The sequence below is a fragment of the Pseudooceanicola sp. NS-SX8 genome, assembly GCF_057380755.1.
On sequence record NZ_CM170819.1, the window covers coordinates 4,248,042 to 4,261,512 of the forward strand.

Below are 13,471 nucleotides of genomic sequence, written 5' to 3' on the forward strand. Positions count from 1 at the left end.
AACACCCCGACCCCTGACCGACGGTTCATCGCGCAAAAACGACATGCGTGCGGTCGCGAACAGCGCAGAATACAGGACCCCGGCGCGCTAGCACGCGCTACCTTTTCGATGGGTCCACCATGCTTGCCTTTCACGCCATCCCCGATGCCTTCTCTCCCGCCGAATGCGCCCAGCTGACCGAAATCGCCCGGGCCGCGCCCTCCCGCGATGCCGGTCTCGTGCGGGCCACGACCGAACACAACCTGCGCCGCGCCGATCTCGTCTGGCTGGACGAGGTGACGGATACCGACTGGGTGATGGACCGGCTGATCGACCTGGTGCGCATCGCCAACCGCGAAGTCTTCGACTTCGACCTCGCCGACTTCTCCGAATCGCCGCAGATCGCCCGTTACGGGGCCGAACGCGAAGGTCACTTCACCTGGCATTCCGATATCGGCGAAGGCCGCCTGGCCGCCCGTCGCAAGTTGACCCTTGTCACGCAGCTGTCCGAACCCGGTGCCTATGCCGGCGGCACGCTGGAGGTCTGGATGAACACCAACCTCGCCACTGCGCCGCTGGCCCCCGGAACCGCCGTGCTCTTCCCCTCCTTCGCGCTGCACCGTGTCCTGCCGGTCACCGAAGGGGAACGCTTCTCCCTCACCGTCTGGGCCCACGGCACGCCCTTCCGCTGACCCTCCGCAGGACAGGACACCTGCCCCTTGCGTCATTCACCAACATTCGCGTGACCTGCGTTCGGACGCGCTCCCTTTGGCGCGCCTTCGCCGACATCCGTGCATCCACGCACATCCAGTAGCGCATCGAATGGCATTCTGTCCTCCCGGCCGCGGGACTATTTTAGTTGCAAAACACAACTCAGTTTTCGCAACGCAGGAGCTCGCAATGTCCGCGCCCAAAATCGCAATCGTCTACTACTCGACCTACGGCACCAACCACGCCGTCGCCGTCGAAGCCGCCCGCGCGGCCAAGGAAGCCGGTGCCGAAGTCCGTCTGCTGAAGGTCGCCGAAACCGCGCCCCAGGCCGTGATCGACACCCAGGAGGCCTGGAAGGCACATCAGGAAGCCACCGCCGACATCCCCGTCGCCACCCCGGCGGACATGGAATGGGCCGATGGCTTCTTCTTCTCCTTCCCGACCCGCTTCGGCGGTGCGCCGTCGCAGTTCCGCGCCTTCATCGACACCCTGGGCGGTGTCTGGGCGTCCGGCGGCCTGGCCAACAAGACGGTGACCGCCTCCACTTCCACCGGCAACAACCACGCCGGGATGGAGAACACGATCCTTGGCTTCTACCCGACCGCGATGCACTGGGGCGCCATTGTCGTGGCTCCGGGCTTCACCTCCGATGCGGTCCCGGCGGCTGGCGGTAACCCCTACGGCTACTCCGCCATCGCGGGCAAGTTCGACGAGGCTGGCAAGGCCGCCGTCGCGCACCAGTCCACCCGCCTGGTCGAAGTCACGGCCAAGCTGATCGGCGCCAACGCGGCAGCCGCCGCAGCCTGATACGGGAAATCGGGCCGGGGACGTGCGGAAACAGATCAGCACCGCCCGATACGGGGCAGACTGATCCCCCCCGCAGGTCCCGCCCCCCCCCTGCCCCGGCGGACCCGCTCACGCAGGTGTCTCGGGACAGGTTTCTCGGCAATGGCTTCCCCGGCCAACTGGTCGGGGCAGCCTGCTGCGCTCCCCCCGGCCCGTGCGTCCTGATCATGGGCCACTGAAGCGGGTCGGTCCCCGGCAGGTGATCCGCCGCTGCTCCAGATCCCCCACACGCGCCGGGCAAATCCTGGCGCCGGTCGGGGGACGGATCGAAGCACGGCCCCACGTCCGGCGCCACCTTGGCGGCGGCGTCTTCTCCAACGGGTCAGGCGAACCAGTTTCGCCCAGCCCGGACAGCGACCGGATCACAAATGGGTCCGGCACGGTCCGCGACGGTGAAACCTGGCCCTTGGCCAGGTCTCTGATGGCCCTTCCGGCCTTCTTGAGGCAAACCCCGACCCGCGCCCTTCCCTCCGGGGCGCCGGGGCCGTCTGCCCCCTGATCGCCGGCGTCCACCGGCACACCCCATACAGGCCCGGGCCCACGCCCGGCCTGTGCCGGGCGCACCTCTCGCGCCCGAAGGCCCCGCGCATCGCTCCCCCGATGCGCCCCCGGCGCCGACCCGCGGCTCTCCCTGGCGGTGTCGGCCCGGGGTTGGCCCAAGGCTTGCAAGGTTGGCCCGGGGTTGGCACAGGGTTAGCAAGGTTGGCACAGGGTTGGCGCGGGGTATGCACAGGCTTGACCCGCCGTTGGCCTGAGGGTTGGCCTGGTCCTCTATCCACCGGCCTCCACATGCCGCACCTTCAGGCCGGGGCACGCCCCACAGCCCCTTCCGGCACCATCCTCGCGCGGCGCCATGTTCAGATCGCCAGACGCTGCCCGACCCTTTCCTGCAACAGCCCGGCAAGCTGCGCCAGGGTGCTGCGCAACGGCTCCCGCGCGGCGCGGCGCCGTTCCAGTGCCGCTGCCGCCGCTTCCAGCGGGCCATCCCCGGCGCAATGGGCCACGCCGCGCAGGAACTGGCCGAGGTAGGCCAGCATCTCGTCATCCGCGCCCTCCTGCAGCAGCTCCGCCGCATGGGCCATGTCATCCTTGTAGGCCACCGGATCCGGCTCGATCTCGTCGGTGGTGACGGGGCGCGGGCCCGAAAGGCGGTATTCCGGCGGCATCAGCGCCAGGATCTCTCGCTGGAACAGGGCCAGGCTGGTCATCGGCTTCTCGAAGAAAAGCTGCGCCCCGGCCTCCATCGCGGCCTGTTCAGCCCCCGGATCCCCCGACATCGCCGCCACGACGCCCAGCTTCGGCCCGCCCCGGGTCAGCTCCCGGATCAGCTCCGCACCGGAGCCATCGGGCAGGCCAAGGTCGACCACCGCCACCGAGGGCCTGTAGACCTGCAGGTGGCGCCGCGCCGATCGCAGGCAATCCGCACGCCGGATGCGGGCGCCGGACCGAAGACACAACAGCCGAAGCGCCTCCGACGCGTAAAGACTGTCCTCGACCACCAGGATCGTCAGCCCGAGCATCGGGCGGCTGGCAGTCGGCGAAGCGAAGGTATCAAGGGGTTCCATGGCATTTTCCTGGGTCAAGGGGCCGTTCGGGCCTGCCCCACGCTAGGCGCAGGAGGATGAACGCCACGTTAATCCCGCCGCACGGCCCCAGGTCGCAGCGCCCCCTCCGCTGCGACGCCGCGCCCCTTGCGCGGGGGCCATCCCGCGGGCGATAGTCCCGGCAGAGGAAGAGGAGTCCCCCATGATCGGCCGCCTGAACCACGTCGCCATCGCCGTCCCGGATCTGGAAGCCGCGGCGGAGCAATACCGCAGCACGCTGGGCGCCCAGGTCGGCGCACCGCAGGACGAACCCGATCACGGCGTCACCGTGGTCTTCATCACCCTGCCCAACACCAAGATCGAACTGCTCTACCCGCTGGGCGAGAACTCCCCGATCCAGGGCTTCCTGGACAAGAACCCCGCAGGCGGCATCCACCACATCTGCTACGAGGTCGAGGATATCCTGGCGGCCCGGGATCAGCTGAAGGCCTCGGGCGCCCGCGTCCTGGGGACCGGAGAGCCGAAGATCGGGGCCCACGGCAAGCCGGTGCTCTTCCTGCATCCCAAGGATTTCAACGGCTGCCTGGTGGAGCTGGAGCAGGTCTGATGGGCATCACCTCCGCCATCGTTCTCTACACGGTGATCTGGTGCATGACCCTGCTCTGCATCGCACCGCTGAAGCTGAAGACCCAGGCAGACGTGGGCGATGTCCTGCCCGGCACGCAGTCCGGCAGCCTGGCGGAACATCACCTGAAGGCCAAGGCGCTGATCACCACCGGCATCGCCACGGTGCTTTTCGCGGTGATCGCGGGGATCATCCTGTCCGGCTGGATCTCCGTCCAGGACCTCGACTGGTTCGGCCGCATGGCGCCGCCTGCCTCCACGTCCTCCTGACAGCCGCCCCTTTCGAGTCTGTACCATCCCCGCCGGTGGCCCGGCGCCCCGGCGGCGCGCCGGTTGAACGACCGGCACGGGACATGGCCCTGCGGGCCATTGCCTCCGGCGGGGATATTTGACGCCAGCAAATGAACAGGGCGCGGTGCCCCGCCCCCTGCTCAGGCGCGGGGTTTCATGGTGCCGTGGAAGATATGGGTGAAGGTCGCAGCCCCCAGGATCGGCACCACCAAGTTCAGGATCGGCACGGTCAGCGGCACCGCCATCAGGATGCCCGCCGCCCAGATCGTCAACTGGTTGTCGCGGCGCAGCTTCTCCGCCCCTTCGCGGCCCAGCCTGCGGATCGCGGCCAGGGTGAAATATTCCCGGCCCAGAAGGTAGCCGTTCAGCCCCCAGAAGATGAAAGGCGCCAGCGGCGCAAGGAAGATGTAGAAGACCAGCGCCACGAGGTTGGCCACGATGATCACGCCCAGGAAGCCGAAGGTGTCCTTCAGCCCCTCCCAGAAGCTCGCGCCCTCCACCGGCGGGAACTGCGGGTAGTGGCGTTCCTCCACCGCCTCCGCGACCTCGTCCAGGTACATGGAGGTGATGGCCGAGGCGACGGGGATCATCAGGAAGACCGAGGCGATCATCGTGGCGATCAGCCCGCCCGCGGCGGCCAGGCTGCCCAGCCAGTGCACCTCTCCGATCAGCGGCAGCGTGGCGTCATCGCCCACCAGCCAGCCGGTCACGAACCACACCAGCCAGCAGGCCCCCACCAGCAGGACCACCGTCAGGCCCACCCCGATGCCCAGCACCCGGCGGAACCGCGGATCACCTGTCTGGCCCAGCGCCCGGGTGAAGGCGGAAACGATCAGGCCGAGATCCACGTCGTGATCTCCTTCAGATCGGGCCGGGGGCGTTCGGGCGGGGTGACCTGTTCGGTGCCGAAGTAGATCAGGCCCGCGATGCTTTCCTGCGGCGCCAGCCCCAGGCCCTCCTCGACGAAGCCGCGATCGAAGCAATGCCACCCGGTCAGCCAGCTCGCACCCCAGCCGGAGGCAAGGCCCGCGTTCAGTGCCGCCAGGCAGACGGCGCCGGCGGAATAGGTCTGTTCGATCGCCGGCACCTTGTCCGAGGCCTTGGGGCTTTCCACCACGGCGAGGCAGACCACCGCGTCATCGAACTGCTTCACGCTCTTGGCGATGTCGTTGTCGTCCTTGCCCAGCGCCGCGCCACGTGCACGCACCAGCTCTGCCAGCCGGGCAAAGGCTGCGCCTTCCAGGACGATGAACCGCCAGGGTTCCAGCTTGCCGTGATCGGGGCTGCGGGCGGCGGCGGTCAGGATGACCTCCAGCTCTTCCCGCGTGGGGCCGGGGGCGGCCAGCGTCTTGGCCGGGCGCGAACGGCGGGTCAGCAGGAAGTCCAGGGCGGCCTGGTTTCTCTCGGGCATGGGTCTCTCCGTTTGTCCCCCGATATGTCGGCCCTTGGGGCCGGGGTTTCAACCGGAAAGGCAAGGCGGGCGGGGGTTTGACCGGGAGTTTATCGGGAGTTGCCCGGTGGGTTGCCCAAGGTGTGCAGGGCGTGTGAGCGGCATTTGGCCAGAGACGATGGCGGCCCTTCGGCCCGGGTTCCGTCAGCGGACGTGGGCCTGAGCGCAACAAACGTGAGGCTTCCCTCGCTTGCCTCCTTGGATCACCACAGGTGAATTTCAGCAACCATGGTGCGTTTTTCCCGCAGGTTTCGCCGGTTCAGGCCAACTCGACCCTCGGCGCACCTTCCGGCCGATCTGGGGCATGGGCGTCCCCTCCCGCATGCAGACCATCGCGCGTCAGGACATGTCAGCCGGAACGTTCCCCGCCACGGGCCTGACGCCTGCCCCCTTGGCGCGGGGTTTCATCACGCAGCCGGGGCGGCACCCTGCCTTACAGGTCCTGCACCAGCAGCGGCCCCTTCGGCACGAAGGACGACAGGTAGGGCTTGCGGGCCGAGAACCCCTTGAAGCGGTTCATCGGTATGGCCGCTTCCTTCGACAGCTGCGTCAGCTGCACGACCTCCCAGAAGACGATCCAGTGATCGAGGTTGTCCGCCTGGTTCTTCTCGGTGGAGGCAGGGCGATAGGCCATGCCATCGGGATGCGCCCCGGCCTTGGCCTCGACAAAGCCCATGTACCTGGCCTTCCAGCGCACCTTGGGCAGGCCGAACTTGCTGGACTGGGACGCGTAGAGGTAGACATTCACTGCCTGCGTCCGCCCCAGATCGTTGAGGTTCCGGAAAACCTCCCAATCCGTTGATCCGAAAGCCACCTTTCCCGCCTCGCGGGTCTTTTCCAACCCGGAAACCAGGTGTTCCTCGGGAACGGGTGCGAGCAGCGCCACTCCAGTCATCTTTGCCTCGACAGACTTGTATTTTCATCGGGCGCCAGATGCACTCCTGCGGCCGGGGCATGCAACCCTGACAGGCGGATTATCGGGGGATATCTCTCAGGGAATTCCCCGTGGCACGCCGCCTTCCCCCGCACCCCGAACCTGCCCCCAACCTCCGATACGCGCTACCCCTTCAGCGCCACCGCCATCTCGCCCACCAGGCCGGAGAAATACCCCACCAGCCCCGCATTCGGCTGCCGCGTGGCATTGGTCGCGGCCATGGGATCGGGCACGTGGATCTCAGTGCCCGACATGACTTCCAGCACCCGGTGCGCGCAGAAGGGCACGTAGACCTCCGAATAGCCGCCCTCGTGCACCATCAGCAGGCGCCCCTCGCACAGCCGGTCCGCCGCCGCCATCACCCGCGCCGTCATGTCGCCATAGGTCTCCGGCGTGCACAGCATGCGCGAGATCGGGTCGAAGATCGCCGCGTCATAGCCGCAGGCGACCACGATCACATCCGGGCGGTAGGCCTCCAGCGCGGGCAGCACGATACGGTCCATCACCTCCAGGTAGGTGGCATGCCCGGCGCCCGGCGGCAGGGGGATGTTCATGTTGAACCCCTCCCCCGCGCCGCGCCCCCGGTCCTCCACCGCGCCGGTGTCCAGCGGGTAGTTCGCCTCCTGGTGGATCGAGATCGTCAGCACGTCGTCGCGCTCGTAGAAGATATGCTCGGTGCCATTGCCGTGGTGCACGTCCCAGTCCAGCACGGCCACCCGGGCGGCCTCGCCCCGCGCCTTCGCCGCCTCGATCGCCACGGCGATATTGGCCAGCAAGCAGAACCCGTTGGGCCAGTCCGGCAGGCAATGATGCCCCGGCGGCCGCGACAGCGCATAGGCGTTCTTCACCCGCCCCGCCATCACGTCGGCCAGCGCCCGTTCCGCCAGCCCGGCCGAGAGCGCGGCGATCTCGTACCCGCCCTGCCCGAAGGGCGTTCTCAGGCCAAGCTCACCGCCACCCGCATCCGACATCGCCTTGAAGGCATCCAGGTAGGCCGCCGGGTGCACCCGCTCCAGCGCCTCGCGGCTGGCCTCGGGCGCGGTCTGCTGCGCCAGCTCCTTCATCAGGCCCGACACGTCCAGCAGGTTCTTCAGCCGCCGCTTCGTCTCGGGACTTTCCGGCAGGCCGCCCGCCGCCAGGGGCTGCACGTAGCCACCCACGGGCAGGGTCAGGGCGTAGTTGCCGCCCGAGTGCCAGAAGCACCGCTCATCCCAGTAGAATCCCGTCTGTTCGCCGCGCGGTCCGGTTGGCTCCGTTGACATGGCCTGCCTCCTCGTGTCTCACCTTTGGTGTCGGATCGGCGCAGACTGGTCCGGCGACCGGCGGGTTGCAAGGCCCCCATCCATGTCCCCATCCACGGCCCAAGATCACAGCCCCGAACCAAGGCCCGAACCAAGGCCCGAACCAAGCCACCCCACCAAGACCTCCGGCCATCTTGCCGACCGCTGCGTGAAAGGATCCCCATGGCCCCCCGCCATCCCGACCTCGGCCACCTCGCCCGACCGGGAACCGAAATCGCCACCCGCGTGACGCCGAAAGCCTCCCGCGACCGGATCACCCTGGAACCGGACGGCAGCCTGCGCATCTACGTCACCACCGTGCCCGAAGACGGCAAGGCGAACGAAGCGGTACGGAAATTGCTGGCAAAGGCCCTGGGCGTGGCCAAGACACGGCTCACCCTGCTGCGCGGGCAAACCTCTCGCGACAAGGTCTTCCGGCTGGAGGACGACGGGTGACCCCTTCAGATCGCCTTCGTCGGTGCCGGCCGCAGGGTATAGGATCCCTCCGGCAGGTTCAGCGCCGCCGCCAGGTCCTGGACCTGCGCCAGCGACAGGGTGATGCGAACCACCTCATCCGTGCGCATGTCGTATTGCTCCACCGTGATGCACTCGGCAAAGGCATTGACCGAGACATCTTCCTGAAGCGGCGCCGGACCGTCATCGACAAGGGTCACGACCGTGCAGTCGAATTCGTGTTCTATCGTAAACATGGGTTCAAAGCTTATCCGCTTGGCTCGGATCCTCAAACCGGGCATTTTGACAAAGGCGCCTTCGCGGACCTGTCCCGCCTTCACGCTTGCACTATATTGAAACGGCCCCCCGCGGCTGAAGTCAGGTTGTAGAATGCAATACCCCCACATCCTGAGCGTGTTCCGCACCGCTCTTTCCGGCCTTTTCCTGCTTGTCCTCGCGGGCTGCGCCCTTCCGCCCCCCTCCATGCCCAGCGATCCTGCCGTCCCGGCCGAAGGATCGCAGCGGCTCAGCGCCGACGCGGCGGCGCGACAATTCGCCCAGGTCGTCAAGACGGTGGAGCCGGTGGCGGAAAAGGTCTGCCACGAACGGCGCAAGGATGATCGCTGCAATTTCAGCATCGCCATCGACCCGCGCCCCCGGCGGCCCGCCAATGCCTTCCAGACGCTGGATGAAAACGGCCAGCCGGTGCTGATCTTCACCCTGGCCCTGATCGCGGACATGCAAAACCCCGATGAGCTCGCCTTCGTGATGAGCCATGAGGCCAGCCACCATATCCTCAACCACCTCGCGCGGCAGAAGACCTATTCCGATGCAGGTGCCAAGGCCTATGCCGAAGCGGCGGCCAAGGCCGGCGCCTCCCGGGCGCAGGTGCGGCGCGCCTCCGAAAAGGGGGCCGATGTGGGCGCCCGGTCCCACGCCAACCAGTTCGAGCTGGAGGCCGACGCCCTGGGTGCGCTGATCGCCCGCGAAGCGGGGTTCGATGCCCTGCGCGGGGCGCAGTACTTCAACCGCATTCCCGATCCGGAAGAGGAATTCCTGGGCAGCCACCCGCCCAATGCCGCCCGGATGCAGAACGTGCGCCGCGCCCTGGCCACCGGCACCGTGTCCTGACGCGGCCCTTCCGACACCTGCCTGCCCCGGGTCGCGAGACGCGGGCAGGCGGATCAGCCACCGGCCCCCTGCACCGGCACCGGCACGGCTGACCTGATCAGCCCGGCGCCACGTGCCGACAGGCACCGGCCCCCGGCGCACCCCGGAAAATCGGGCAAGCCCCGGGCGTCCAATGCCCCGGGGCTCCCCGGATCAGCGCCCTGCGGTCAGGGCTCAGAGAGGCCAGAAAAGCGGGATTGCCAGGCTCACCACGACCCCCATGGACAGGTTCAGCGGGATGCCGACCTTCATGAAATCGGTGAACTTGTAGCCCCCCGGCCCGTAGACCAGCATGTTGGTCTGGTAACCGATGGGGGTGGCAAAGCTGGCCGAGGCGGCGATCATCACCGCTACCACCAGCGGGCGCGCATCAATGCCCATGGCCCCGGCCAGCCCCACCGCGATGGGGGTCATCACCACGGCGACGGCGTTGTTCGACACCAGCTCCGTCAGGACCGAGGTCAGCAGGTAGACCGCCCAGATCACGATGAAGGGCGGCAGCTTCGACATCACCGGGGCGATGGTGCGCACGATCATCTCCACCGCGCCGGTGTGTTCCAGTGCCGCGCCGATGGCCAGCATGGAAAAGATCAGCGACAGCAGGCGTCCGTCGACGAATTCAAAGGCCTCGTCCGCGTCGATGCAGCGCGTCACCAGCACCAGCGCCACCGCCATGACCGACAGCATCAGGATCGGCGCCACGCCCAGGCCCGCCAGGGCCACGATGGCCAGGATCGACAGGATCGCGATCGGCGCCTGGGACCGGCGATAGGCCCGCTCGGTCGGCGTGGCGACGTCGACCAGCTCCATTTCCTTGGCCAGCCGCTTGATATCCTCCGGCGCGCCTTCCAGCAGCAGGGTATCGCCCACCCGCACCACCAGCTGGTCCAGCTGCTGACCGATGTTCTGGTTCCGCCGGTGCACTGCCAGCGGATAGACCCCGAACCGCCGCCGCAGCCGCAGGGACCCCAGCTCGCGCCCCACCATCTTGCAGCCGGGGGTGATCAGCACCTCCACCGTGGTGGTCTCCACCGCGCTCACCTGGTCGACCCGCTTCAGGCTCTTGTTGCGCTGCAGGCTCAGCAGTTCCGAAATCTGGCTACGCAGCACCACCCGGTCGCCCACCTGCAGGGTCACCGCGCTCAGGTCGCGCCGCAGGCTGCGGTCGCCGCGCACCACGTCGATCAGGCGCACGCCCTCGCGCTTGAACAGCTGCACCCCCGTCACCTCGCGCCCGACCAGGTTCGACTCGGGCGGAATGACGGCCTCGGTGAAGAACTTCATCTTCTTCTTGTTCGACAGCATGGAGGCCATGGAATCCCGCTCCGGCAGCAGGAACCGCCCCACCGTCAGCAGGTACAGCATCCCCCAGCCCACCACGATCAACCCGATGGGCGTCACCTCGAAGATGCCGAAGGGTTCCAGGCCCTGGGCGCGCGCCACGCCATCCACCAGCAGGTTCGTCGAAGTCCCGATCAGGGTCAGCGTCCCGCCAATGATCGCCGCATAGCTCAGCGGCATCAGCAGCTTGGACGGAACGATGTTCAGCGTCTTGGCCATCTGCACGAAGATCGGGATCATCACCACGACCACCGGCGTGTTCGACACGATGGCAGAGGCCGCGACGACGAAGGCAAAAAGCCCGGCCAGCGCCAGCCTGGGCCGTTTGCCCGCCTGGGCCGTGGCCAGCTGGGTGAAAGCCTCCAGCGCGCCCGTGCGCACCAGCGCCCCCATGACGATGAACATCGCCCCGATGGTCCAGGGCGCCGGGTTCGACAGCACCGGCAGGGCCAGTTCGTAGGGCAGCAGCCCCAGCACCATCAACACCCCCACCCCGGAGATCGCAACGACCTCCGCCGGATAGGTCTCCCTCACGAAGAAGAAGAACATCGCCACCACCACCGCGAGTGTCAGGAGCGCTGCGGTCGTGTCCGAAAATTCGATGGCCAGCATGTCTTGGCCCCCTGCCCTTAGGTCTCTTCGCCAGCCGATCTAGGCCGAGCCTCAACCCGCTTGCAAGTGCACAGTTCGCCTCCCGCTGTGGTGGAAGAAGCTCTGCACAGGGTGCGGGCACAGATACGGCCCGACCGGGTCAAACCGTGCAATGGTTTCAAAAATTCGCCTGAAGCAGGGCCGCGACCGGCCTGTAACCCGCCTGCAACCGGCCCCGGCCAGACAGATCCCGTTCAGATGGGCCCCACTCAGACCGGCGCCGGTCCCGCCGGCGACAACCGCCCGCCCTGGCGCACCATCTCGACCCGGGTGGCCTTGCCGGTGCGGTCGTCGGTCTCGACGTAAAGCCCGCTCACCGTCGCGGGACCCTCCGCCGGGGTGAACCGGCCCTTGGCCATGCCGGTGACAAAACGGCGCATCGGCTCGGTCTTCTCCATGCCGATGACCGAATCGTAGTCCCCGGTCATCCCCGCATCCGACTGGAAGGCGGTGCCGCGTGGCAGGATCTGCGCATCGGCGGTCGGCACATGGGTATGGGTCCCCACCACGACAGAGGCACGCCCGTCGCAGAAATGCCCCATCGCCATCTTCTCGCTCGTCGCCTCGCAATGCATGTCGACCAGCGCCGCCTGCACCATGCCGCCCAGCGGGAATTTCCGCAGCACCGCGTCGATGTGGCTGAAGGGATCCTCGAAGGGCCGTTTCATGAAGACCTGGCCCAGCACCTGCGCCACCAGGACCTTGCGCCCCTGCGTCGCCTCGAAAACACGGGCGCCCACGCCGGGGCATTCCTTGGCAAAGTTCAGCGGCCGGATGATCCGCTTTTCGCCCTCGATCGCGCTCAGCATGTCCTTCTGGTCGAAGGCGTGGTCGCCCAGGGTCACCACATCCGCACCGGCCTGCAGGAACTGCTTGGCATGGGCGCCCGTCAGGCCCGCGCCGTGGCTGGCGTTCTCGCCGTTGACCACGACGAAATCCAGCCGCCAGGCCGCGCGCAACTTCGGCAGCCACTCCTCGATGGCGGCACGCCCCGCGCGCCCCATCACGTCTCCAAGGAACATCATTCGCATGGCACTTGCCCTATGCCTCCCGGCCACGGCTGGCAAGCCTTTCGGCCACAGCATGCCCGCGCCCCGCCAGCTCTGCCCTCGCGGCCCTGTTGACAGACGCCCCCGCGCCTGCCCCTCTGGCGGCCGCAGAAGATCGGCCCGAAGCAGAAGACAGGCCCGCAGCAAAAGACCGGCCCGAAGCCGCAGCCGCCGCACCGCAACCAGGGATCCGCCACCATGACAGAACCGCTCATCGCCCTTGGCCTGACCGCCACGTCAGAGGCCACGATGACCCGTTTCCCCATGCGCGCCCGCCTCGACCGGCCCTCCAGCCTGCTCAAGAAGATGATCGTCCGGCCAGAGGCGGTGGCCGGCAGGGCGCTCAACCCGCATGACATCCCGCTGAAACCGGGCTTCACCCAGCTGCGCCCCAATGGCCGGCCTGCGGTGCTGCACGCCGAAAAGCCCGGGCGCACCGCCGAGGCAGACTGGACCGGCTTCCGGCTCAACCACTACACCACACGCTCCTGGGTGGAGTTCCTGCACCGCAAGCTGCCGCGCGGCCTGGGGGATCACGATGGCTACCAGAGGCACCGCAACTTCTTCGTGCGGCACGACATCAACGACGAAAGCGACCCGCCGCCGGACTGGATGCTGGCCCGCTGGCAGGCCCGCCGGGCAGAGCTGCTGCAACGCGCCGGCCCCGAGATCGCCGCCCGCATGCAGGAGGCCGAAGGCAGTCTCAATGCGCTTGAGACGACCGAAGCCCCGCCGGAGCGCGAGGAAGATGGCATAGGCACCGCCCACGCCGTCGCGGGTCCTCAGGCGATGGCCCCGCGCAAGCTTCGGCAGGTGCTGCACTGGCAACAGCGCCGCCGCCGGTTCTTCTACCACCCACCCCTCTGGTAAGGCCCCTTTGACAGGTCCCATCCCGGGTCGTCTCCATGTCCCGGTTCTTGGCCTGCCCTGCCACCGTACGCTGCCTTAACCGCAGCTGTTTTCCGGTTCTCCCACCGTCGCGATACCGACGTAATACCGACGTGATACCGACGTGCCGATTTGGCCCCGAAACCCCTGTTAACCAAGGCTCCGCCGCCCTGAGTCGCTGCACTGCAGTACCGACGTTCGAAACGATGCCGTAGGGCGGGGTTAACCCCGCCTTCCGCGCCATCCCCCTCACCGTCCCG

At 67.8% G+C, this 13,471-nt stretch carries 15 protein-coding genes; 7 read left to right on the plus strand and 8 right to left on the minus strand.

Going from position 1 to position 13,471, the window contains the following annotated elements; genetic code table 11:
- The first annotated feature begins 119 nt into the window (after positions 1 to 119).
- Positions 120 to 671 (plus strand): 2OG-Fe(II) oxygenase, encoded by a 552-nt coding sequence (locus tag AC2IR1_RS19415; RefSeq protein WP_486473624.1) that lies wholly within the window; start codon positions 120 to 122, stop codon positions 669 to 671.
- 208 nt (positions 672 to 879) lie between these two features.
- A complete protein-coding gene (locus AC2IR1_RS19420) occupies positions 880 to 1,497 on the plus strand; it encodes an NAD(P)H-dependent oxidoreductase (RefSeq protein ID WP_486473625.1) in 618 nt (205 codons plus the stop codon).
- Positions 1,498 to 2,393: 896 nt separating this feature from the next.
- Here AC2IR1_RS19420 and AC2IR1_RS19425 read toward each other — a convergent pair.
- Positions 2,394 to 3,101: a response regulator gene (locus AC2IR1_RS19425; RefSeq protein ID WP_486473626.1), complete on the minus strand. Its 708-nt coding sequence runs from the start codon at positions 3,099 to 3,101 to the stop codon at positions 2,394 to 2,396.
- Between the two features lie 181 nt (positions 3,102 to 3,282).
- Here AC2IR1_RS19425 and mce point away from each other — a divergent pair, with 181 nt between their 5' ends.
- Complete coding sequence (mce, locus tag AC2IR1_RS19430; RefSeq protein ID WP_486473627.1) at positions 3,283 to 3,687, plus strand: methylmalonyl-CoA epimerase; 405 nt, start codon at positions 3,283 to 3,285, stop codon at positions 3,685 to 3,687.
- On the plus strand, positions 3,687 to 3,974 hold the full coding sequence (locus tag AC2IR1_RS19435; RefSeq protein WP_486473628.1) for a DUF1467 family protein: 288 nt from the start codon (positions 3,687 to 3,689) through the stop codon (positions 3,972 to 3,974). The genes mce and AC2IR1_RS19435 overlap by 1 nt, the downstream gene beginning before the upstream one ends.
- 161 nt (positions 3,975 to 4,135) lie before the next feature.
- Here the strand turns inward: AC2IR1_RS19435 and AC2IR1_RS19440 are convergent, their stop codons facing one another.
- The 4 genes from AC2IR1_RS19440 to AC2IR1_RS19455 form a co-directional block, all read right to left on the minus strand.
- The gene (locus AC2IR1_RS19440) at positions 4,136 to 4,843 is read right to left on the minus strand and encodes an EI24 domain-containing protein (protein WP_486473629.1); all 708 of its coding nucleotides are present in this window, start codon (positions 4,841 to 4,843) and stop codon (positions 4,136 to 4,138) included.
- Positions 4,828 to 5,406 carry a nitroreductase family protein gene (locus tag AC2IR1_RS19445; protein ID WP_486473630.1) on the minus strand — a complete coding sequence of 193 codons (579 nt, stop codon included), beginning with the start codon at positions 5,404 to 5,406 and terminating at the stop codon, positions 4,828 to 4,830. The genes AC2IR1_RS19440 and AC2IR1_RS19445 overlap by 16 nt, the downstream gene beginning before the upstream one ends.
- A gap of 472 nt (positions 5,407 to 5,878) precedes the next feature.
- Positions 5,879 to 6,331, minus strand: a complete 453-nt coding sequence (locus AC2IR1_RS19450) for a hypothetical protein (protein WP_486473631.1) — start codon at positions 6,329 to 6,331, stop codon at positions 5,879 to 5,881.
- A 173-nt stretch (positions 6,332 to 6,504) separates the two neighbouring features.
- Entirely contained in the window at positions 6,505 to 7,641 is a 1,137-nt protein-coding gene (locus tag AC2IR1_RS19455; protein ID WP_486473632.1) for a class II histone deacetylase, read from the minus strand.
- 201 nt (positions 7,642 to 7,842) lie between these two features.
- Between AC2IR1_RS19455 and AC2IR1_RS19460 the strand changes: the two genes are divergently transcribed.
- Complete coding sequence (locus tag AC2IR1_RS19460; protein ID WP_486473633.1) at positions 7,843 to 8,115, plus strand: DUF167 domain-containing protein; 273 nt, start codon at positions 7,843 to 7,845, stop codon at positions 8,113 to 8,115.
- A 5-nt stretch (positions 8,116 to 8,120) separates the two neighbouring features.
- Here the strand turns inward: AC2IR1_RS19460 and AC2IR1_RS19465 are convergent, their stop codons facing one another.
- Positions 8,121 to 8,369, minus strand: a complete 249-nt coding sequence (locus AC2IR1_RS19465; protein WP_486473634.1) for a hypothetical protein — start codon at positions 8,367 to 8,369, stop codon at positions 8,121 to 8,123.
- A gap of 133 nt (positions 8,370 to 8,502) precedes the next feature.
- On the opposite strand from AC2IR1_RS19465, the gene AC2IR1_RS19470 reads away from it, so the two are divergent.
- Positions 8,503 to 9,243, plus strand: a complete 741-nt coding sequence (locus AC2IR1_RS19470; protein ID WP_486473635.1) for a M48 family metalloprotease — start codon at positions 8,503 to 8,505, stop codon at positions 9,241 to 9,243.
- Positions 9,244 to 9,456: 213 nt separating this feature from the next.
- Here AC2IR1_RS19470 and AC2IR1_RS19475 read toward each other — a convergent pair whose 3' ends face one another.
- The gene (locus tag AC2IR1_RS19475; protein ID WP_486473636.1) at positions 9,457 to 11,235 is read right to left on the minus strand and encodes an SLC13 family permease; all 1,779 of its coding nucleotides are present in this window, start codon (positions 11,233 to 11,235) and stop codon (positions 9,457 to 9,459) included.
- Between the two features lie 248 nt (positions 11,236 to 11,483).
- Positions 11,484 to 12,305, minus strand: a complete 822-nt coding sequence (locus AC2IR1_RS19480) for a TIGR00282 family metallophosphoesterase (RefSeq protein ID WP_486473637.1) — start codon at positions 12,303 to 12,305, stop codon at positions 11,484 to 11,486.
- A 216-nt stretch (positions 12,306 to 12,521) separates the two neighbouring features.
- Between AC2IR1_RS19480 and AC2IR1_RS19485 the strand changes: the two genes are divergently transcribed.
- On the plus strand, positions 12,522 to 13,193 hold the full coding sequence (locus AC2IR1_RS19485; RefSeq protein WP_486473638.1) for a hypothetical protein: 672 nt from the start codon (positions 12,522 to 12,524) through the stop codon (positions 13,191 to 13,193).
- Positions 13,194 to 13,471 lie beyond the last annotated feature (278 nt).